Source organism: Roseivirga misakiensis (assembly GCF_001747105.1).
Taxonomy (GTDB): domain Bacteria; phylum Bacteroidota; class Bacteroidia; order Cytophagales; family Cyclobacteriaceae; genus Roseivirga; species Roseivirga misakiensis.
This window is the reverse complement of record NZ_MDGQ01000005.1, coordinates 219,077-240,773: the sequence shown is the minus strand read 5'-3', so window position 1 is coordinate 240,773 and position 21,697 is coordinate 219,077. Positions and strand designations below refer to the sequence as shown.

Genomic DNA, 21,697 nt, shown 5'->3' with positions numbered 1-21,697 from the left:
ATAAGAATTAGTTTATTCGTCTAACCTTACCACTTCCAGCAACACTTGAATTGATAGCTGGCCTACCTTTATAGTAAACACTACCGCTTCCAGAAATTCGGATATCAAGGTTTTCTTGAGCATTTACAGAACTTCTTCCTGAGCCAGAAATAGAGATCTCATAATCATCAACCTTAAGTTCTTCAGCAAGATATTTACCAGAACCGCTCATAGTAAGTCTTGCATATTCTCCTGAACCCTTTAATTCAATATTACCCGAACCCGAGATTTTGGCATTTATATTCTTGGCATCAACTTCTAATTCCATATCACCAGAACCAGAAATAGAGGCGTAAAAATCATCAGTTTTGAAAACCGATTGCCCAATAACATCACCCGATCCACTGATAGAAACGCCCCTCAACTCTTTAATAGTAATATACACATTAACTCTACCGCTAGAGCGAGACCTCCAACCACGACGGCTTTCTACACCAATCGAAAGCTTTCCTCCTCTAACCTCTGTTTCTATTCGTTCCAAAGTACGATCATCACCCTCTAAAACAACCTCGTTTTTATTACCAAGTTTGATGTAAACATTCCCTGACATTCTCATTACCACTTCATCGAAGTCTCGGACATTTCTGGTTTCTTTATTTTGGCCAAAAACACCAAAAGCCAAAACCATTAAAAAGGATGCTATTAAAGTTCTCATTATCGTATTTAATTTATTCATGTTAAAGACCGTATGGCCTGATTGAGGTTGCATTACAGGTTAGTTATTTCATGAAATCAAGCGCCTTTTTTGCCGCTAACTTTCTAAACCTAAAAAATAAAGACAAAGCCGCTACAGTCAAGCCAATCAACAAACCATACCAGATACCTTCTGGCCCAAGGTCAAAAACAAAACCCAAGCAGTAACTCGCAGGAATTGCAATTCCCCAGTAAGCGATCAATGTGATGACCGTTGGTGCCTTTACGTCAGACATTCCTCTTAGAACCCCTAAACCTACAACTTGAACGCCGTCAGAAAGTTGAAAAAAACCAGCAACAATTATCAAGGCACTTGCGATTTGGATCACCTCTTTGTCTTGGATATAAAGTGTTGGAAAGAATTTATTGAAAACAACAAAAACCAAGGCACAGCAAGCCATAAAGACTAATGACATCAGAAAACTTGTATTCCCAACACGCTGTAAATTATAACCATCACGTGCCCCAATCTGATTACCAATCCTCACGGTTGAAGCTGCTGCAATTCCAGTAGCCATCATATAACTCAGGGCCACTAAACTGATCGCTATCTGATGAGCCGCAAGTGGTTTGGTCCCTAACCATCCCATCATGATCGAGGCCATCGCAAAGGCACCTACTTCAAAAACAAATTGTATCCCACTCGGTACGCCCAGCTTTAAAATTGGTCTAAATAACCCAACTTTAATTTTTGAAAGGTTAAACGCTGGTCGGTAGGCATGAAACTGCTTAAACCTAAAAACAAAGACACCAAGAGCAATAGCCATAAGTACTCTTGAAATAAAGGTAGCCCAACCTGCCCCATTCAACCCAAGTTCTGGAAAACCGAATTTGCCGTAAATCAGAAGGTAATTTAATAGCACATTGATCAAATTAGCGGCTATAGTAATGTACATAGTGGGCTTGGTGATAGAAAGTCCCTCAGCAAACTGCCTAAAGTTCTGAAATATCATCAATGGAATAAGTGAAGACGAGATGATGATGAAATAAGGCGTTCCTAAGGCAACAACCTCTTCTGGCTGGTTCATTAAAGGAAATAGGCTGGATGTTCCGTATAGGATGAGAAACAAAAGAAGCCCCACCAAGCTACATAGTATGATTCCATGCCGAAGCAATCTGATGATCTTAGTAGAATCAGATTTACCATCAGCTTGGGCTACTAATGGTGTAATTCCATAGGAGACGCCAATTCCAAACATTAAGAAAACCCCAAGGAAATTATTGGCAAAAGCCGATGCTGCCAAAGCGGAAGGACCGATTTGTCCCACCATAATACTATCTACAATACCCACCAAGATATGCCCTAGTTGACTCAGCATTACAGGGTAAGCCAACCTGAGTGTTTTATTAAGATGAGACTTGTAGGATAACTGCTCCATTATTAAACCCCTAAGATGCGGGCATACTTTAAAATTCCAGCGACGGTTAAACTATCAGTGATTTTACCTTCTAACACCCAATTGAGCGCTTCATGGAATGGTAATTTCTTAATGGCAATATCTTCGGTATCGTCAAATTCAGGCTTACCTTCAACAAGGTTTTTTGCCACATAAACATGTCCTTCCTCGTCAGTGACTGAGTTCGACGTATGTATTTTGCACAAAAACTCAAGTTCAGAAGCAACTAAACCTGTCTCCTCTTTCAATTCGCGCAGTGCCCCCTGCTTATAAGTCTCATCTTTCGGAACAGCCCCCATCGGCATTTCCCAACTGTACTCACTCAAGGTATATCTATACTGACCTACCAACCAAGTATTCAATGAATCATCGATTGGCAAAATACCGACTGCCCTACCTTTGAAAGACACTTTTCCATAAATGCCACGTCCTCCACTGGGATTTATCACTTGATACTCATCAAGCTTGATCCATTCATTTTCATAAATGAGTTCTCCACTTATTGTTTTCCAAGGATTTTTTTGATCAGACATGGCGCAAAATTATAGAAAGGTTTCAAGTTCTACGCTTAACTCTCTAAGTTTATCCTAAGCATGTTGAAGTCAAGTTTTGGATCTGGAAAAATAGAGGCTGGTTGCGATGAGGCCGGACGAGGCCCATTGGCTGGTCCCGTAGTAGCAGCAGCTGTTATACTTCCAACCGACTACCAGAATGAAACCCTTAACGACTCCAAAAAGCTCACGAAGAAAGTTTTGGAGAAACTGGAAATTGAGATAAAGCGCGATGCTATTGCTTATGAAGTTGTTGAAGTGAGTGAAACTGAAATTGATGAAATCAATATTTTAAATGCCTCATTCCTGGCAATGCATCGAGCAGTAGATGTATTAAAAGTAAGACCAGAACTACTACTCATCGACGGTAACCGCTTTAAAGCCTATCCTAATATCGCTCATGAATGCATCATTAAAGGTGATGGTAAGTATATGTCGATAGCCGCTGCATCAATTTTAGCAAAAACACACCGCGATCGGCTGATGAGTGAGGCTGCGAAAAAATTCCCAGGGTACGGCTGGGAAACAAACGCTGGATATCCTACAAAAAAGCACAGAGAGGCCATTAAAACACTCGGCATAACGCCTCTCCACAGAAAATCCTTTCGTTTACTACCAGAGCAAATTGAGCTGTTTTAGAAAGTCTAATTCAACAGGTTGAAGATGGGATTTTGACTAATTAATGCTGGTGATACACCTTAGCGACAATTCTCCAGCCACTTTCGAACTTCAAAAGACTCAAATAATCGGTATAGACATGCTTGCCAAGATTATGTAGCTCAATTTTAACCTGAGCTGCATTTCCTGTCACGTCTATTGAAGCAAAATTATGATCCCATTTGTTTTTTACATCGGCAGGGTTGTAGTCGTTGGCTTTTCTTTTTGCTACACCATCGGCCCAAACCTTGATAGGATACTTGCTAATCGCTTCTCCCTTTGGTGAGTAAATGGCAAAATCTTCGTGAAAACCTTTTCTCATCGCATCAGCATCAAGTGCATTAAAAGCACCATTGACATAAGACGTTAAGATCAATTCTTTAATTTCTTCCTTAGCGGCAGCATCGCGATCTGGTTTTAGTGTAAAGGCCAAACTAGAGGCGGCGAGAACAATAACTGCGAGAATTTTGAGGTTATTTCTTTTCATAGGTCTAGTTAACGTAAGTGGTTACACAATACAGACTTGTATTTGTCGAATTAGGTTACAAAAAAAAGAGCCAGTTTGAAACTGGCTCTTTCTTATGACGCTTTATTCATATCGGAGAGACTCTACAGGATTCCTTTTTGCGGCTTTTATAACCTTCCCAGAGATTGAGAGCAGCGAAATTAAAAGCAGGGAAACTATTGGTAATAAGAAACTGTAAAGGTTCAAATCCATGTGATATTTCCATATCATATCCATTAAGCTACCCGTCAACATAAATGCAGCTATGGCACCCAATACCGACGCGATCGCAACGATAATTAAAAACGGTCTATTAATAATAGTTCCAATTCTACCGATGGATGCTCCTAACACCTTCCGGATTCCAATCTCCTTTGTTCTACTTTGAATATTTATGGATACCAGTGTAAAGAGCCCGATAGCCGATAACACCACAGCAATAACAGCCAGAAACAGGAAGATGGCCACAATATTATCATTTACAGTTCTTGCGCCACCCAAAACATTTTGTTCGTGAATTAATACATCAGTTGGACGATCGGTAATCAATTCGGCCCATTTACCTTCCATATAGGTTTTCACTTCTTGGATTCTATCAGGCGATACACGGGCTACGACCAACGATAGTTCGTTATCGTCCCGCAAGCGTATCATCATCGGATCAAGCTCTTCCCAAAGACCAAAGATGAAAAAGTCCTTCACCATACCTACCACGTTATAGCGGATAGAGTCATAAAGCGTTACCTGCTGCCCGACGGCGTTCTCCCAGCCGTATTGTTCGGCCATTTTCTCATTGACGAGAATACTTCCAACGCGATCCAATTCTTTATTTTGTTCATTAAAACCACGGCCTTCTAACACAGAAAATCCTGTAACCTCTGCGTAATTAAGCCCAACATCCATGATAGTGATTTCGTACTCTTGGCCATCACTCTTTATTGGTGCCCCACTCGCTCCCCAACCTACGTGGTGACGGGTTAATGAAAGCTGATCAATTGCTGGGTTTTCCATAACCGCAGCTTTAAACCGCTCTGCTTCTAGCGGCGTAGCCAATGGCACTATGATCATGCTTTCTTTATCGTAGCCCTGATCAATTTTCTTTTGATAGGAAGAATTTTGTAAGAATGCGAAGCCGCAAATTAATGCCAGAATTGAAATCATAAACTGGAAGCCAAGCAGCACTTTAGAAAGTATACTTGAGCTACCAACCTTAAGCGTTCCTCTTAAAATGGCCACAGGTCTAAACTTACTGACAAAAAGTGCTGGGTACCCGCCCGCTAAAAGTGCAGTCGTCAATAATACTGCTGTAAGAAAAACTACAAGTTTGGGGTTTTCCTTCAAACTCATAAGGATATCCATGTTCGGCCACATATTGCTATACTGAGGCACAAGCCACAATGCACAAACTAGCCCTACACCAAGTGATAGCAAGCAAAGCAGTAAATTCTCTCCAAGAAATTGAAATACTAACTGCCCTCTACTACCCCCTACGGTTTTACGAATACCAATCTCTTTCAATCGCTTATTAGACATAGCAATTGCCGTATTAGTAAAGTTAAAACAGGCCAGTAGCAGAATTAATATCGCCATGATACCAGGCGCCATAATATGCGCTGCATTCAATGCTTCAGCACCAAGACTCCTCCCGTTCATATCTCTTTGATTGAACGGCAAATCCTCCATATTCTGAACCCAGAAACTTTGAACTTGAAAATCCTTTCTTGCGTCATTTTGAAGGTCAGCATATTTCTGAATCAATGCTGGAGCAGTATTGATCACGCTTGGGTCTTCAGTTTGAATAAAAACTCCATCCAGAAATTGACCCCAATCGCCTTTCTCGACATCAAAAAACCTGTGATAATTCTCGAAGTCAGCAATAAGCTGAAACTGTAAAGTACTCTTGAGTCCCACATCTTCGAATACGCCCCCTACTGTAAGGAAAAGGTTGGCTCCTTCTTGTTGAACAACCTCTATTCTCTCACCAACAGCGTTTTCTTTTCCAAATAGAGACAATGCCGTTCGCGCGGAAATTAACACGCTAGAGAGTTCTTTGTATGCCTCCTTATTTCCGTAAAGTATCGGAAACGTAAACATGTCCAGAAAGTCGTCATCAACGAAAGCAGTTCTTCTATTGAAAACATTTTCATCCCTTTTAATGGTCACTCCAGCCCTATGAAATCTGGATACTCCTTTTAAACCAGGTATTTCATCCTTCAAATTGGGTCCCAAAGGCATCGGCACCATTGTAAATGGGATTCGTGCCCCAGCCTGATCGCGATAGACGGCTATCGAGTATAGCTCATCGTAATTTTCATGTTGCTTGTCAAAAGTTGTGGCAAAATCGTAATTGAGAAAAGCCACTATGCAACACGATAGTGCCAGTCCCAATCCGATGATATTAATGAGGACAAAAAGCTTACTCTTCAGTAAACTCCTTACTGTTACTTTAAAGAAATTCTTAAACATGTCTGACCGTTTTGATTTGAGTTGTTAAAAGTTAGATGGAAAAGCAATGCTAAATGTTGCACACTTTTTTAAATTAATCAACTAATTAAATAGTTATACTTTTTATGAGGCTTAACTTTTTTGCCTGTATCACCTTTTTATGACGTCCTATAGTTACTTTTGTCAGCGGAAAACTTATGGAAATATGGAAATCAAAAAAGTAGCATTAAACGACCTTCACGAGGGCCTTGGAGCCAAAATGACACCTTTCGCTGGCTATAATATGCCTGTTAGATATTCATCTGATATTGAAGAGCATAACACCGTTAGAGATGGCGTAGGTGTTTTTGATGTTTCTCACATGGGTGAATTTGTTCTCGAAGGACCTGATGCTTTGGATTTAATTCAAAGAGTCACGAGTAACGATGCCTCCAAACTTGTAGATGGTCAAGCACAATATTCATATTTCCCCAACGAAACTGGTGGTGTAGTTGACGATCTTTTGGTTTACAGATTCAATGCTGAAAAGTATATGCTCGTAGTCAATGCTTCCAACATTGAAAAAGACTGGAATTGGGTAACAAAATTCAATACCAAAGGAGTAAAAATGATGAATGTATCTGATGATTATTCATTGTTTGCCGTACAAGGACCAAAAGCAATTGAAGCCCTTCAATCACTTACTGAAGTAAACCTTTCCGAGATCAAGTACTACAACTTTGTGGTTGGACCATTCGCTGGGGTACCAAACGTCATTATTTCTGCCACAGGTTATACAGGTGCTGGTGGGTTTGAAATCTACTTGCACAATGATCACGCAGAATCCGTTTGGAATCAAATCTTTGAAGCTGGAAAAGATCTTGGTATTAAACCGATCGGTTTAGGCGCTCGTGATACTTTAAGGCTAGAAATGGGCTATTGCCTTTATGGAAATGATATTACAGACGAAACTTCACCACTGGCTGCAGGACTTGGTTGGGTTACGAAATTCACTAAAGAATTCACTAATTCTGCTGCTTTACTAGCAGAAAAAGAAGCGGGTGTTAAAACAAAACTCGTCGCTTTTAAAATGATCGACAAAGGTATTCCTAGAAGTCACTACGAGTTGTTAGATACCAATGAAAATGTGATTGGCGAAGTAACATCAGGTACTATGTCTCCTTGCCTAGGTTATGGAATCGGTCTAGGTTATGTAACCAAAGAGCATAGTAAATCCGGCACCGAAATCTTGGTTGCGGTAAGAAAAAGAAGGCTGAAAGCCGAGGTAGTCAAACTACCTTTCTACAAGAAAGACTAAATGAAAATAGACGTTTGTTACACACCTGAACTCATTCATCAATTTGATGTATCGGATAAATGTGTGGTCATTATAGATATACTCAGAGCCACGTCCTGCATGGTAGCAGGTCTTGGTTCTGGCGTAAAGAGCGTGACGCCAGTGGCCACTGTAGAGGAGTGCGAGGCCTTGGGTAAAGAAGGTTATGTAATGGCGGGAGAACGTGGTGGTGAAAAATTGCCCCAGTTCCAGATTGGCAACTCTCCGTTCGATTATATGCTACCAGAATTGAAAGGCAAGGCGATCGCCGCTACAACTACTAATGGAACTCGGGCCATTGAACTTTCAAAGGAGGCTCCAGATGTAATCATCGGTGCATTTTTAAACCTTTCGGCCACTGTCAAGTATCTATTGACTCAAGAAAGAGACATTTTACTCTTTTGCGCAGGCTGGAAAGGAAAGTACAATTTAGAAGACAGCCTATTTGCAGGTGCAATTTGCGATGGGGTAAAAAAGCAAGCCACATTTGAATCTGATGCAGTAACCTCTGCCTTCTATCTGTATGAAAGCATGCAGACAGATTTACACTATTATATCAGCAGAAGTAATCATGCCAACCGTTTATCGAAGTTCGGTATCATGAAGGATATTGATTACTGTTCTAAGACAGATGAATTTGACATTGTACCGAGATTGATTGACGGAAAGCTAGTGGTTTAAGCGTTTTCAGGTTTCAAATCCACCTGTACCTCGGCATTCTTTATTACTTTTTTCAATCGACCGCTTCTTTCCCTAAGACCGTAAACCCATCGATTGATCGGTTGGAAGAATTTGGGCAAATCAGTTCGGAAAACATCACAAAAAAGGACCACTCTGGTCTCATCAGTCTTATTCCAAACAGCATGTTTGTAGGTATCGTCAAATAGAATGTCTTCTCCCTCTTGCCAATCATAGCGCTCACCGCCATTTACAATGTAGCATTCGCCATTCTTAGGAATTACCAACCCTAAGTGATAACGATATACACCTTTGTAAAACCCATTGTGTGGTGGAATATGCTTATAGGGGCTTAAAATGGAAAACATGGCGGTGGTAATATCGGGCAACTGCTTCAAAAGCGCCGTCGTTTTAGGGGCTCTGGCACAATTGGCCTCTTGCCAGTTATTGTATCCCATAAACATGAATATTCGCCATGCAGCTTTATCCCCATCGGCGATAAACCGTTGAATTTTATCGATTTCGTGGAATTTTGGGATACTCGACTCATCTTTCAAGACTTCAAGTAATTCATCTCGAATCACTTCCCAATTGTCTTTTAATAATTGATGCCCCTTGAAATGCTCGTCTACATCAACTATGGGCGGATTCTTAAAAAAGAGCCTTAAAATGAGAGAAAAGCTGATGGCTATCAGGCTGGGTTCCACAAAGTAAAGCACCACATTTAACAGAATAAATGATGCTAAAACCCAACCAAGTACCTCAAGCACTATCATGCTTATATGCGTTTATTAGTTACCACTGTGTTTACTGAAAACAAACGCAATTCTAACCCAATCGATTCAAAATCAGGCTATAAATTACTTCTTTGTGATAGTAGAAGTCACTTTAGTGATCATAGTGGTAGGCACTTTAGTGTTTTGTACCTCCATTTCACCTTTTAGCGTTTGTACCGTTTCTGTTTTCTTTGGAAACCCAACTTGCTGATCCAGATTAATTGTAGACTCTTGATCACCAGTCATCTCAAACCTCATGTTCATACCTGAAATGACTGAAGTGCCATTTACTGCAAGAGGAGACTGAACAAGTATAGTATTGTCATTTCCCCATCGGTAAGTATTATTTAAATCAATAGGCAATTCAGCAGAGACGGTCGTCATTCTTTTAGTCCAAGTATTTCCGCCGCTTACATCGTAGATATTAAACTGCGCTTCTAGGCTTCTTTTTAAAGCATCGTCGCTAAAAACACTCAATAAATCATCAGCTGCCGCTGCAAACCTGGATGTGGTAAACTTTTTACGTATTGAAGCACGCATCTTATTAAGTTCTTTAAACTCAAGTATGGTACCTGTTTTATCCATAGAAAAAGTATAAGATTCACCAACCATAAGCTTAAATGGTAGGTTCTGATCACCAGGACGGTCAGAATCCATTTCCTGAGACATCATTGGAGCAGTTACACTCAGTTTCCTTCGGATAGGCGTGACTCTAATAGTGAAAATGTTGTTTTGGATATTCACCACCTCGAGTAATTCCTCAGTCGTAGTCACCTCAGAAATCTCAGTCGCCTGACCACTCACCTGTTGCTGAGTTGTAATATCCGTAACTCTTGTCAAAGAGAATTTATCGCCCACATTGAAACTATAGCCAGCGGGTTTCTGCGAAAATGCTACCGTCGTTACGGTCAATAACACAATCACCCATGTCATACTCCTTCTCATCTTATCTATTTTAGTGTAGTTTTTCATTATTCTTATGCCTGTCTTTATCCCGAGAGGTCTTCTTCGCCATTCGTGCATCCCAGACAGCCTGTAAGTCAACTCCTGTTTGATTTGCCAAACATACGACGACAAACATTACATCGGCCAATTCTTCGCCTAAATCTTTCTCTTTATCCGATTCCTTCTCAGATTGCTCCCCATATCTACGGGCAATTATGCGAGCTACCTCTCCTACTTCTTCTGTCAACTGAGCCATATTGGTTAACTCATTAAAGTAGCGTACGCCCACATTTTTTATCCACTCATCTACCTCTTCCTGAACAGCTTTTAAACTCTGAATTTCTCCGCTCATTACTTCTTATCTTTTGTATCTATAATAATCGTCACCGGGCCGTCATTTACAAGGGCCACTTTCATATCTGCACCAAATTCTCCGCTACCAATTGGCTTGCCTAAATCCTTTTCAATCTGACTTTTAAATGCCTCATATAATGGAATTGCACTATCTGGTTTTGCTGCTTTTATATAGGAAGGACGATTCCCTTTTTTAGTGCTTGCATGAAGGGTAAATTGACTCACAACCAATATTTCACCATCGATATCTGCCAAACTACGATTCATAACGCCTTCACTATCAGGAAATAAGCGCATATTAATCACTTTTCGGCTTAGCCATTCTATATCTTCTGGCCGATCGTCTTCCACGATCCCTACCAAGATCATAAGCCCCTTCCCTATGGCGGACTTTACTTTATGATCAATGGTAACCGAAGCTTCTGTAACTCTTTGAATGACAGCAATCATAGCGATGCAAAAAACTTGATAATAAATTTATGATTCAAGTTTCCCGTCAAATATGCTATTCATATTTTCTTTCGCGTGAATAATAGATACGAATTGTATATTTTCACTTCATGCGAATCAAACGCCATTGGCTATACATTTTTTTGACTGTCGCATTGATATCTTTTTTTGGATATCAAGATGTTCAAGAGCCACTCAGCTATGAATTCGCCCCACAATTCGACGGTAACGATTACGAGCAACTTTACCTTTTACTAGGCAATAGTGATACTGCTAAAGATGTGATTGCCCCCCATCCATTTAGCCAACGGATACTCGTGCCCTTAATAGCTAGCCTCTTAAATACCGGAAGCATTATTAAAGACTTTCAGTACGTGAACTTACTCTTTACACTGCTATCCGTATGGGTGATTTTTGAGCTCTGGCGCCACCTGGGTTTTGAATTGAAATGGTTTTTAGCCGGCTTTACTTGGTTGCTATTTCATTGGACAGGAATAATCCGGCTAAATGCTTTCGACCCAATCACGGTAGACGTCCCATTATATTGCTTTCAAGCACTCTTTCTCTTGCTTGTAGTAAAGAGAAATTTCGTTCATTTAATATGGCTTGCCCCACTAGCCACAATTCAAAAAGAATCCTTCATTGCCTTGATGTGCATACTGCTTGTCTACGGCCTTTGGCACAATAAAAAAACAGATGAGGGCTTTTATAAAATACCTTTTATTGTGGCAGGATTGGTCTTGGCACTATTGGCCAACTACCTTGTAAATGCACAATTTACACCTACGGAAAGCACTAGGAATGCATTGCAGATGTTAGCCTATCAAGCAAAAGAAGCAATTTTAAACCCCTTTGAAATGGTTAGGTGGCTGGCAGCCTTGTCCATGGCCTTTGGGCCAGCACTATTTCTAACGTTGCGACAATACGGCGCCACTTATCGGTATGATAATACAAGAAATCTATTGCTAATTTTCAGCCTCACGTATTTTGCTTTTGGCATTTTGGCTGGGGGCGACATGACTAGAATCATCTACCTAGGTTTCCCTTTTATCGCCACGTGGATATTATTCGAATTAAAAGATTTAAAAACAAACCAAGTATTGCTAATCGGATTGCTCTCCTTGCCCCTAATGGTCATCTATAAAACAATACCAGACCCTGCCTTCTATTGGGATCTTTGGCAAAGCTGGTACCCTGAATTTGCAGAGAAAAGCATGGTATTGATCGTTTTAGGCTATGTTTTATTGGTATGGTTTATTCTTGAAAAATCATTCAACCCTAAACCATCCGCTTAAAATATTATCGCAATTGGAATGCTATTTCTTTCGTATTTTCGATCTAAACAAATCATCATTTTATGCAAAGCCTGACTTGGCTAAGAAAGCCAACTATTACTCTTTTTTCTCTATTCATAATTAGCGCTTTAAGCTTCGGACAAGCAAAACCGATCTTTAAAGATGGGGAAGCTCAAATCGTCGATGCTTTTAAGAATCCGGAGGATTGGATTCGTCATGACTTATGGGTAGAAACGGAATTTGATACCGATGGCGACGGAAAATTAGACCGAATGCATGTTGATGTTACGCGACCTAAACAAACTGATACTGAAGGGTTAAAATTACCAGTTGTTTATGAGTCTAGCCCTTATTATGCAGGCACGGCAGGCACTGTCGACGGGCTTTTCTGGAATGTAAAGCATGAGATTGGTGCTACTCCCCCTCCAAGAGTTCATGTAGAGGTGCAGCGTAGAGGTGAAAGACCAATTATTTCAAACTCGCAAATTAGGACTTGGGTGCCCAGAGGATACATTGTTGTGCACTCTTCTTCCCCCGGAACAGGACTTTCTCAAGGTGCACCTACCGTGGGTGGTGATAATGAGTCACTCGCGCCTAAAGCTGTAATAGAATGGCTTTCAGGAAAAGATAACGGTTACACATCTCCCGATGGCGATGAGAAAGTAATGGCTACCTGGTCTACTGGGCGAATTGGTATGACAGGAACTTCTTACAACGGAACATTACCATTGGCAGCAGCCACCACTGGAGTAGATGGTCTAAAAGCCATAATTCCGATCGCGCCGAATACGTCTTATTATCATTACTACCGATCAAATGGCTTGGTTAGAAGCCCTGGAGGCTATCTAGGAGAGGATATCGATGTACTTTATGATTACATCCATAGTGGTGCTGAAGATAAAAGACCTTACAATAACAAGACGGTTCGCGATACGGAAATGGCGAATAACTTAGACCGAATTACTGGAGATTATAATGACTTTTGGGCTGGCAGAGACTACCTAAACGACATGAAACCCATGAAGGCGGCACTTTTGATGTCACATGGCTTTAATGACTGGAATGTAATGCCAGAACATAGTAATAGAATCGCTCAAGCAGCAAAGAAAAAGGGTATTCCTACCCAAATCTTCTATCACCAAAACGGACACGGTGGGCCTCCACCCATGAAAATGATGAACAGATGGTTTACAAGGTATTTGCACAATGTAGAAAACGGGGTCGAAAATGATGCAAAAGCATGGATCGTAAGAGAAGACGACAAAAGAACTGAACCGACTGCTTATGCAGACTACCCTAATCCAGAGGCGAAGAATGTAAAGCTTTACTTTGAAGCAAAAAGTCCCAATGATGGGAATTTGACGACCAGCAAAGTCAAAAAGAAGTCAACTGAAACAATTATCGATGACTATAATAAGTCAGGAACAACGCTGGCGCAAGCCAAAAATTCCAATAACCGACTCTTATTGCTTTCTCCGATTTTAAAAGAAGCAATTCACCTTTCAGGAACCTCTACCATCAAAGTGAAGGTAGCAAGCGATAAACCTGCGGTAAACTTATCGGTGTGGATGGTTTCTTTGCCTTGGAATGGTGACGATAAAGCAAAAATCACTGATAATATCATTACCCGCGGTTGGGCCGATCCTCAAAATCATAAATCAATTAGTAAAAGTGCTCCACTTACCCCCGGAAAGTTCTATGACGTGACTTTCAACCTTCAGCCAGATGACCAAATTATCCCTGCAGGGCAGCAAATTGGCCTCATGATTTTTGCTAGCGATCAAGACTTTACATTGCATCCTGAACCAGGCACCAAATTGATGGTAGAGTTAAAAGGAAGTTGGATAGAAATACCAGTAGTTGGCGGAAAAGAGGCTTATAATAAAGCGACTTCCGCTAATTAAGACGAATATCAAGGCTGAATCAACGAACTGGTTCAGCCTTGATATTTCTATATTACATTTTGCGCATAATTTCTGATTGATAGAAATAGCAGCCCTTATCTTCCTGTTTAGCCACTTTCATAATAGCGTCGGCAACCTTACTTCCGTGAATCGGTCGGTATTTCTTCCAAGGACCGACAAACGGAATAATCCTAGTTATAAGTTGTGCCATCTTTTCTCCAAAACGACTTTCGCTTCTTGAGCCTCTTAAAAGTGAAGGCTTAAAAATATAAATCGTGCGATAGCTTAGAAATGATATTTGGTGTTCAATTTCACCCTTTACGCGACTATAAAAATTCCGCGAATCGATATTTGACCCCAAGGCTGAAACCAGAAAAAACCGATTCGCCCCCTCTTTTAATGCTCTTTGGGCTAATTCATAAGGGTAGGTAAAATCTACTTTGTAAAAAGCTTCTTTTGACCCCGCTTTTTTCATCGTAGTGCCTAAAGCACAAAACACATCGTCGGCCTTTGGAAAATTCTCCATGGTCGACAATTCATCGAAGTTAATTGTTAATTCTTGCAGCTGGTCATGCTGAATCCCGAGAGGCTTTCTCACTAGCGCAATGACTTGACCATAATCATCGCTGTTTAGTAACATTTGAGTTAGTGACTTGCCAATCAACCCGCTTGCGCCGGCAATGATAGCTGTTTTTGAATCCATACATCTAAAATAGCCAAAAATTCATTTTGTAGGGTACGTCCCCTATCTTTGGCATACCATAAATGCAGAAATTCGGTAAATTCCTTCCCCGAACGCTCTTGAGACACCTTATTTTCTAAAAAAGCTTTTTGCATCGGTTCTGGCCTTGGTCCCCATGAACCTAAAACGCTCAACGATTCATCCAGCGCAATCAACTTTGGTATGGATCTTCCGCCGTTAGTCAAAAACTGATCCATCAACTCAAGGTTCTCGTCTCTCAAAATGAATCTTAAATTAATATTCGGATTGACTTGAGCCATTTTATTGAAGAAAGGTAGGTTTTGGGCCGCATCACCACACCAGCCCTCAGTAATCACCAACCAAGTCATTGGTCTGTCAATTTTGGACAAATAATCGGTAAGCTCAGGGCTTAATTTTCCAATTTTATCCCATTTGCGCATACGTTTTTGATTTAGCTGCGCATAGTTGATCATCCCTTCAGACTGATTACTACCAGTAGTTTTACCTTCAAGTAAAAGGTTATCTAAAAACTCACGGTAGGCATCATAAGTCCATGCTGAGTCAAGAAGTTGGTTGGTAATTAAATGTGACATCTTTCCTTTTAATGTTCTAACAACAACCTAACAAATTAGCTAGGCAGAAAGGTTCGATTTTTCCCAAGTTTTATAATTTTCTAGGTCTTCATTAAAGCACTTACCTAGCCAGATCAGAATGGTAGCGTCGTCTAAAAGACCAGCGACTGGAATAAAATCGGGAAGTGCATCGAGCGGGGCAATGAAATAGAGTAATCCACCCACCAGCATCACCATAGTTTGCCATGGTAAATCTTTATAATTACCGTTTATCGTGTTACCGATCATGCGAGATAACAACTTCAGATAGTCGACTAATTTTGTCTTGAGCGAATCATCGTCCTTCGAATCATCCAGCTTTGTTTTCAACTTTATCAGCAACTTTCTAAGCGCATCATTGTCACTAACAATACGCTCAGCCTTACTTTTAAACTTATTGAAGAACTTTTTCTCTCTGCTTGATGGCTCTTTTGACATATCTATATTCAGAATAAGTGTTGTGTTTCATTTCTAACCATTGCCAAGGCTTCTCCTACAGGATCGCGATCCAAGCCAATCATATAAGCAAAAATCTCCTCCGCTAAATCTATGGCATTTTTACTGTCGTCCATCTTTTGGGCCGAATCCTGAACAGCCGAAACAATATCATTGACGGTGGCCTTTACCTTGTTCCAAACGTCTTCTGACATATAAACCTGTTGCGATAGGTTATGGTTGAATTCCTCCCGAATTTCTTTCAATAACAATTGCTGAAAAGCAAAGGCACTCAACGAGGGGTCGCTTAACCTAATCAGCATATTATTTGGAGAAATTCGCTCCAATAACAGGGCTATCCTTTCATAAGCTTGTAATCGAATAGGTAGAACTGTCTCGTTATTCTTGATTTTTAAATCCAATAACCGATTATCGAACTGTTTTTGTAAAAAATTCCTTACCACTAGATACATGGCATACATTACCAAGAGTGCTGGGATCAAAACCTTCAATAATTCTGTTACAGTATCCATAAACTATTCTTTGTCGAATTGATTATATCAATTAATGTCTGAAAATAGTGAGAATCTACAATAGGTATTATGTTTACATCTGAAATCATGAAATAATTCTTGTTCATATGACGATCGAACCTGTAAGTCTGACTGAAAAAGCGATTGCTGAAGTAAAAAACATCATGGAAAACAAAGGTATTCCAGAGGGTTATGGCCTGCGCATTGGTGTAAAAGGTGGTGCAGGTTGTTCAGGAATGGGTTTTATGCTGGGCTTTGACAAGCCCAAGGAAGGAGACATATCATATACTGTTCAAGATATTACTGTTCATGTAGAAAAAAGGCAAACTATGTACCTCGTTGGCCTGGAAGTAGATTTTTATGACGAAAACGATGCAAGAGGGTTTACTTTCGTCAATCCTAATAGCACCACTTCTTGATGAGCCATATTTATGATTTTATAGTTCTAACGGATGACCGTTATGTTAATCCGACAAGCCAAGAAGATTATGTTCAAAATATCTTATTGGAAGATGGCTTGGTTGTAAAAGCTTTAGAGCAACAAGGCCATCGCGTTGGCAGAAAAAGTTGGTCAGATAGCGACTTTGATTGGTCAACCACCAAGGCCGTTATTTTCAGAACAACTTGGGATTACTTCGATCGCTTTGAGGAATGGAAAACTTGGCTCGCCCGAGTGAGTGACCTAACGGAAATGGTGAACCCTTACAGTTTAATCACTTGGAACATGGACAAGCATTATCTCGGTGACCTAAAAGCAAAGGGCGTGAATATTCCCGAAACTCGATACATAGAAATTGGCGATTCGACGAGTCTGTTCAAATTACAACAAGAAACTGGCTGGGATAACTTGATCCTGAAGCCCTGTATATCCGGAGCATCTCGGCATACTTATAAGCTTAACAGCAGTAACCTTAACGCTCATGAATCAATATTTCAATCCCTAATTGCCGTTGAGGCCATGATGCTGCAACCCTTCCAAAATAATGTGGTAGACAAAGGCGAGATTTCCTTGATGGTTATGGGCGGGCAATTCACTCACGCCGTTTTGAAAGTGGCGAAACCTGGTGATTTCAGAGTTCAGGACGACTTTGGTGGAACAGTGCATGCCTACGAGCCAAGTCGAGAAGAAATGGCTTTTGCAGAAAAAGCGGTAGCCGCTTGCTCCCCTCAACCTAAATATGCTCGGGTAGATATTATTCGAGATAATAACGGCGAGCTGGCAGTAATAGAACTCGAGTTAATCGAACCAGAATTATGGTTCAGAATGAATCCAAATGCTGCAGAGGTTTTAGCTAAAGCGATCGGCTAAGGTATTATCAATACAAAAACTCGAAAGCGCTTCTATATCCTTCTATTTGCTGAGCATAATCGATTACTGCGTTAAAAAAGTTGTCCTTGCCCAACGTTGCGGAATCACCAACTATAACTAATCGGGTCTTTGCCCTTGTCATCGCCACGTTCATTCGGCGGTATTCCTTTAAAAAGCCAATCTCGCTCTTTTCGTTACTTCTGGTCAGGCTGATGTATATGACATCACGTTCCTGCCCTTGGAAGGCATCCACAGTATTTACCGAGACTTGATCGCGTACCGCATCAAAGGCTGAACTCTTTAATACTGAGTCTCTAATCACTTCTATTTGTGCTTTATAAGGAGCAATGATCCCCACGGTTTCTTGAATCGAGAGGTTGGACGATAGATGCTTAATCAATAACGCCGCTTCATCGGTGTTGTATGTACTGAGGGTCTCCTTTTTGACCTTTTCATTAAAGCCGCAGCCAGCCGTATCGATAAATAGAAAATGATCTGATTCTGAATTGCTCTCTCTTAGTATAACTTCTTCGGCAGTGATCAAGCCCCCATTATAAAAATGGTCACCAGAGAACTTCACAATATCTGGATGCATTCTATACTGGGTCGATAACATGACCGACTGTTCAATATGGTTAATGGCTTTTTCAAAGAGTGTTTCCGCTAAACCAGATTTCGCAGCCTTCAACGATTTAATAGTCGGAGGCAGTTGTAAATGATCTCCTGCCATAATCAAGCGATGGGCTTTGCGAATAGCGATCCAACAAGCGGGTTCTAGCGCTTGGGAAGCTTCATCAATGAATATGGACCTAAATACTCTGTCGCGAAGTAGATGATGGGTAGATCCCGTCAACGTACAAGCCACTACTTGTGCTTCGTCAACAAGGTCTTCCATGATTTGAGATTCGACCCTATCTGCATCTTCTTTGAACATGCGCGCCTCTTTCATCACAAGCTTTCTCTGCATTCGCTCTTCAAATCCGAAGTTGCGCTTGTACTTTTGTGCCATCCTACGGTACTCTTCAGATCGCTTTCGTATTTCTTTGAGCTCCTTAAAAAACGGATGCTTAGAAATTTTAACATCCAAACTATTCTCTATTACCTCGGGAGTAAGCCTAGCTGGGTGCCCTAAACGCAAGACTTGAAGTCCCAGAGTATCGAGTTTTTCTACAATTAAATCTACCGCAGCATTACTTTGAGCACAGACAAGCACTTGCTTTTCTGCTTTAACAACCTCTTTTATAGCGTTGACTAATGTTGTGGTTTTACCTGTGCCTGGAGGCCCATGGATTATTGCTACGTCTTTAGCATTAAATATTTGAGTTAACGCCTTATTCTGTCCCTCATTTAGATTGACGGATTGAAAATCGAAGCCGTTTTTAAAGTTGGCGGTTTTAGCCCCATATAGTATTTCCCGAAGGTCAGCCAAACGGCCTGTCTCAGCACCAATAACTTCTTTTAAAGCCTTATTCATTTCCCGATAGGTACCTTCATCAAATAAGAGGTTTACCCCGAGTTTACCCTGCTTGAGCCAATCCGGAAGGTCATCAGTGTTAAGGACTACCTTCATTCTGTCTTTCCTGACATAACTAACCACTGCTGGCAGTGTGTCAGCATCAACATCCAAACCAGAAAAGACACTGACTACTGCCCCAACTTGAAAAGCATGATGCCGGTCTTGGTGCGTGGTCCTATCCAATTCTAGGGTGAAACGCTCTCCAGTGCTGATATATTTATTGGTAATTTGAATAGGGTACCAAGTCACTCCTTGCTTCCGTCGTTCATCTACAGATGTATGAAGCACCTTCCGTTCATACTGGGCGTAATCCTCTTCTTTTTCAAGTTTTAGAAGAATTGAGAGGTCTTTGAGCGTTTCTTGTGCTTGAGTCATTTCTCGATACTACAAGCTTATTCGCGAGTCCGGATCATGGTAATTCTAGAACGATTTACTTGACCTCCGACGGGCGGGTTTTTCTTAGCTACAGATATTTCGATCGCTGAAGCCGTGCTAAACGCTTCAAAAAGTCTATCTAAAATCCTTTGCCCTAGCCTTTCCAAAAGCTTGGTGGAGATTGACATCTCCTCTTTCGTAATAGTGTATATTTCTTCGTAATTGACAGTTCCCTCTAGGTTATCACTTTCAGAGGCTACTGAAAAATCAGTTGTTACATGTACGTCAACAACAAAATCATTTCCTTTCTCTCTTTCCTCAGCGTAAAAACCATGAAAGGCATAGAACTCCATGCCTTCCAGTGAAACAATATCTTTATTCATTTTAATCGAATTGGTCGAAGAAGGAACCACTTTCCTTAGGCTCTTTCTTTGGCTCATCAGTTACACTTTTTTCTTCAACTTCGGCTGTCGGACTATTAACTTCTTCAGAAACGGTTTCAACTGGTACCTCCTCCTTAATTTCTTCCTCAACTTTTGGTGCTGATTCAATCGGTAATTCAACTTGCGCCTCTGCAACAGGTGCTTCAGTCTCTTCTGGAACATCCTCCACCATTTCTGAAATACTTGCCTCTGCTGCCTTATGTTCGTTTTCTACAATAATGCGCTCAACATCCACAGGTTGAGAGGTGTTATCATTTACCTCGCGGCTGAGGTCTTTACCTTTCTTAATGTGAGATTTTATTTCGGCTGGAAAATCTTCGTGACGCTCGATCTTTCCTAATATATCACCTGCTAGAAGTTTTAAATCCGAAATCAGGCTTGTCTTATTGGCATCTAGGCTTCTGAAAACTTGTTCCAATTGGCGAATCTCATCTTCCATATCATCGATGATAACCCGCGCTTTATTTTCAGCTTCTTCAATGATGGACCTGGCCCTAGATTTGGCCTCATTCATCAGTGCATCGGCTTTCATTTCGGTTTCCTTCATGTGCAATTCGGCCGTTTTAGTGGCCTGCTCAATCATATTTGAACCGGTATCCTCTGCTGTTTTCAAAGTCTTGAAAAGGGAGTTTTCAACTTCTCGGAGCTTCACCACCTCATTTTCAGCCGACTCAAGTCTTAATTTGAGTTCTTTGCACTGATCATTTAACCTCTCCCATTCTATAGAAAGAGAATTTAAGAACGCACTAACTTCGTCCTTATCGTATCCACGAAAGCCTTTTTCGAATTCCTTTTGCCTAATCTCAAGCGGTGTAATATTCATACTTACCGAAAATTAAAATTTGATATCCCAGATTGATATACTTCGGTCGTCACTGGCCGACAATAATAGATTGTTGTAGTTTGACCAAAGCACTTTATTAATGGAAGTACCATGACCTGCATGTCGCGCTTTGTCAATTACTTTAAGGAGTTGGAAAGTCCTGGCATCCCAGACCTTTATGGACTTGTCCATGCTACAAGTTACAAAATGTTTACCATCAGGACTAAAATCCAAATGGTTTATTGCGAACATATGCGCCACAATCGATTCTCTTAATTGATAATCATGTTGCGGATCCCAAATTTTCAAATGCGCATCTCGACTACCACTGACGAGATAACGCTCGTCGGGTGAGTAGCGTACCGCAAAGACAGAAATTTTATGCGCTTCAATCTCCTTGATCAAAGAGAAGTCTTCAAGACTGTAAATCCTTATATAATTATCGCTGAAACCTACTGTTAAATGGCCATGAATCTCAGAAATAGCAATGCTTCTAGCGCTTTTTTCAGAAGCTTGGATTATGCCAATCGTTTCTAATGTAGTAATATCCAAAATATGCACTTCACCATTGGCCAAAGCCACGAAAACGCGATCCTTTAGGACTTTAATATCAAAAATGGCACTGGTCCCAAGCTTTATAGATCCTACTTCTACCTTCTTTTCAAGGTCTATTAAATGAATACCATCAAAGTTCTGCCCCACGATCAGTACATCGCGTTCAGCATAATAGCATAGTGCATAAACAGAGCTAGGAATCTTAACGATCATTCTACCATTTTGAAGATCATTCAAGTCCCAGGCAACAACCACTCCATCGCCACCGCTAGAAAAAAACATATTCTCCCTTGGACCTTTCTCTAATGTATAAACACAATCAGAGTGTCCGCCTAGTGATTCTATTTTCTCAACTTCTATTTTTGGCATCTTTTGAAAAGGTACTACCTT

General features: G+C 40.7%; 24 protein-coding genes. 7 read left to right on the top strand and 17 right to left on the bottom strand.

The genetic code is table 11. The annotated features are described in order from the left end of the window. Positions 1-7: 7 nt before the first annotated feature. The 3 genes from BFP71_RS08750 to BFP71_RS08740 form a co-directional block, all read right to left on the bottom strand. Positions 8-694, bottom strand: a complete 687-nt coding sequence (locus BFP71_RS08750) for a head GIN domain-containing protein (protein WP_176723341.1) — start codon at positions 692-694, stop codon at positions 8-10. Between the two features lie 64 nt (positions 695-758). Continuing rightward, positions 759-2,111 carry an MATE family efflux transporter gene (locus BFP71_RS08745; RefSeq protein WP_069835110.1) on the bottom strand — a complete coding sequence of 451 codons (1,353 nt, stop codon included), beginning with the start codon at positions 2,109-2,111 and terminating at the stop codon, positions 759-761. Between the two features lie 2 nt (positions 2,112-2,113). Further along, complete coding sequence (locus tag BFP71_RS08740) at positions 2,114-2,662, bottom strand: NUDIX domain-containing protein (protein WP_069835109.1); 549 nt, start codon at positions 2,660-2,662, stop codon at positions 2,114-2,116. A 60-nt stretch (positions 2,663-2,722) separates the two neighbouring features. Here BFP71_RS08740 and BFP71_RS08735 point away from each other — a divergent pair, with 60 nt between their 5' ends. Next, positions 2,723-3,319, top strand: a complete 597-nt coding sequence (locus BFP71_RS08735; RefSeq protein ID WP_069835108.1) for a ribonuclease HII — start codon at positions 2,723-2,725, stop codon at positions 3,317-3,319. A 40-nt stretch (positions 3,320-3,359) separates the two neighbouring features. On the opposite strand, the gene BFP71_RS08730 is transcribed toward BFP71_RS08735, so the two are convergent. Together BFP71_RS08730 and BFP71_RS08725 are read right to left on the bottom strand one after the other, a co-directional pair. After that, entirely contained in the window at positions 3,360-3,824 is a 465-nt protein-coding gene (locus tag BFP71_RS08730; RefSeq protein WP_069835107.1) for a nuclear transport factor 2 family protein, read from the bottom strand. Between the two features lie 102 nt (positions 3,825-3,926). After that, positions 3,927-6,308 carry an ABC transporter permease gene (locus tag BFP71_RS08725; RefSeq protein ID WP_088124953.1) on the bottom strand — a complete coding sequence of 794 codons (2,382 nt, stop codon included), beginning with the start codon at positions 6,306-6,308 and terminating at the stop codon, positions 3,927-3,929. Between the two features lie 184 nt (positions 6,309-6,492). On the opposite strand from BFP71_RS08725, the gene gcvT reads away from it, so the two are divergent. Next, positions 6,493-7,584, top strand: coding sequence for a glycine cleavage system aminomethyltransferase GcvT (gcvT, locus tag BFP71_RS08720; RefSeq protein ID WP_176723340.1), 1,092 nt, complete (start codon positions 6,493-6,495; stop codon positions 7,582-7,584). Further along, on the top strand, positions 7,585-8,283 hold the full coding sequence (locus BFP71_RS08715; protein WP_069835105.1) for a 2-phosphosulfolactate phosphatase: 699 nt from the start codon (positions 7,585-7,587) through the stop codon (positions 8,281-8,283). Here the strand turns inward: BFP71_RS08715 and BFP71_RS08710 are convergent. The 4 genes from BFP71_RS08710 to dtd all read right to left on the bottom strand — a co-directional run bounded on the left by BFP71_RS08710 (position 8,280) and on the right by dtd (position 10,805). After that, on the bottom strand, positions 8,280-9,056 hold the full coding sequence (locus tag BFP71_RS08710) for an aspartyl/asparaginyl beta-hydroxylase domain-containing protein (RefSeq protein WP_069835104.1): 777 nt from the start codon (positions 9,054-9,056) through the stop codon (positions 8,280-8,282). The genes BFP71_RS08715 and BFP71_RS08710 overlap by 4 nt on opposite strands. Positions 9,057-9,140: 84 nt before the next feature. Further along, entirely contained in the window at positions 9,141-10,001 is an 861-nt protein-coding gene (locus BFP71_RS08705; protein WP_141719714.1) for a DUF6263 family protein, read from the bottom strand. A 10-nt stretch (positions 10,002-10,011) separates the two neighbouring features. Continuing rightward, positions 10,012-10,353, bottom strand: a complete 342-nt coding sequence (locus BFP71_RS08700) for a nucleotide pyrophosphohydrolase (protein WP_069835102.1) — start codon at positions 10,351-10,353, stop codon at positions 10,012-10,014. Further along, positions 10,353-10,805, bottom strand: coding sequence for a D-aminoacyl-tRNA deacylase (dtd, locus tag BFP71_RS08695; protein ID WP_069835101.1), 453 nt, complete (start codon positions 10,803-10,805; stop codon positions 10,353-10,355). The genes BFP71_RS08700 and dtd overlap by 1 nt, the downstream gene beginning before the upstream one ends. A 110-nt stretch (positions 10,806-10,915) precedes the next feature. On the opposite strand from dtd, the gene BFP71_RS08690 reads away from it, so the two are divergent. Together BFP71_RS08690 and BFP71_RS08685 are read left to right on the top strand one after the other, a co-directional pair. Then, a complete protein-coding gene (locus BFP71_RS08690) occupies positions 10,916-12,100 on the top strand; it encodes a hypothetical protein (protein WP_069835100.1) in 1,185 nt (394 codons plus the stop codon). A 62-nt stretch (positions 12,101-12,162) separates the two neighbouring features. Beyond that, the gene (locus tag BFP71_RS08685; RefSeq protein ID WP_069835099.1) at positions 12,163-14,004 is read left to right on the top strand and encodes a Xaa-Pro dipeptidyl-peptidase; all 1,842 of its coding nucleotides are present in this window, start codon (positions 12,163-12,165) and stop codon (positions 14,002-14,004) included. 52 nt (positions 14,005-14,056) lie between these two features. Here the strand turns inward: BFP71_RS08685 and BFP71_RS08680 are convergent, their stop codons facing one another. Genes BFP71_RS08680 through BFP71_RS08665 form a run of 4 tightly spaced genes read right to left on the bottom strand, consistent with a single transcriptional unit; the run spans position 14,057 to position 16,286 of the window. Further along, positions 14,057-14,707, bottom strand: a complete 651-nt coding sequence (locus BFP71_RS08680) for an NAD(P)H-binding protein (RefSeq protein WP_069835098.1) — start codon at positions 14,705-14,707, stop codon at positions 14,057-14,059. Continuing rightward, a complete protein-coding gene (locus BFP71_RS08675) occupies positions 14,665-15,300 on the bottom strand; it encodes a thioredoxin family protein (RefSeq protein WP_069835097.1) in 636 nt (211 codons plus the stop codon). The genes BFP71_RS08680 and BFP71_RS08675 overlap by 43 nt, the downstream gene beginning before the upstream one ends. Positions 15,301-15,339: 39 nt before the next feature. Beyond that, positions 15,340-15,756: a YkvA family protein gene (locus BFP71_RS08670; RefSeq protein ID WP_069835096.1), complete on the bottom strand. Its 417-nt coding sequence runs from the start codon at positions 15,754-15,756 to the stop codon at positions 15,340-15,342. An 8-nt stretch (positions 15,757-15,764) separates the two neighbouring features. Next, the gene (locus tag BFP71_RS08665) at positions 15,765-16,286 is read right to left on the bottom strand and encodes a DUF7935 family protein (protein ID WP_069835095.1); all 522 of its coding nucleotides are present in this window, start codon (positions 16,284-16,286) and stop codon (positions 15,765-15,767) included. Between the two features lie 107 nt (positions 16,287-16,393). On the opposite strand from BFP71_RS08665, the gene BFP71_RS08660 reads away from it, so the two are divergent. Next, complete coding sequence (locus tag BFP71_RS08660) at positions 16,394-16,705, top strand: HesB/IscA family protein (RefSeq protein WP_069835094.1); 312 nt, start codon at positions 16,394-16,396, stop codon at positions 16,703-16,705. Continuing rightward, complete coding sequence (locus BFP71_RS08655) at positions 16,705-17,595, top strand: ATP-grasp domain-containing protein (RefSeq protein ID WP_069835093.1); 891 nt, start codon at positions 16,705-16,707, stop codon at positions 17,593-17,595. The genes BFP71_RS08660 and BFP71_RS08655 overlap by 1 nt, the downstream gene beginning before the upstream one ends. Positions 17,596-17,602: 7 nt before the next feature. On the opposite strand, the gene BFP71_RS08650 is transcribed toward BFP71_RS08655, so the two are convergent. Genes BFP71_RS08650 through BFP71_RS08635 form a run of 4 tightly spaced genes read right to left on the bottom strand, consistent with a single transcriptional unit; the run spans position 17,603 to position 21,676 of the window. Next, positions 17,603-19,486, bottom strand: a complete 1,884-nt coding sequence (locus BFP71_RS08650) for an IGHMBP2 family helicase (RefSeq protein ID WP_069835092.1) — start codon at positions 19,484-19,486, stop codon at positions 17,603-17,605. Between the two features lie 17 nt (positions 19,487-19,503). After that, positions 19,504-19,869 carry a dihydroneopterin aldolase gene (folB, locus tag BFP71_RS08645; protein WP_069835091.1) on the bottom strand — a complete coding sequence of 122 codons (366 nt, stop codon included), beginning with the start codon at positions 19,867-19,869 and terminating at the stop codon, positions 19,504-19,506. A gap of 1 nt (position 19,870) precedes the next feature. Further along, positions 19,871-20,752 (bottom strand): DivIVA domain-containing protein, encoded by an 882-nt coding sequence (locus BFP71_RS08640; RefSeq protein ID WP_069835090.1) that lies wholly within the window; start codon positions 20,750-20,752, stop codon positions 19,871-19,873. A gap of 12 nt (positions 20,753-20,764) precedes the next feature. Next, the gene (locus BFP71_RS08635; protein ID WP_069835089.1) at positions 20,765-21,676 is read right to left on the bottom strand and encodes a WD40 repeat domain-containing protein; all 912 of its coding nucleotides are present in this window, start codon (positions 21,674-21,676) and stop codon (positions 20,765-20,767) included. Between the last annotated feature and the right edge of the window lie 21 nt (positions 21,677-21,697).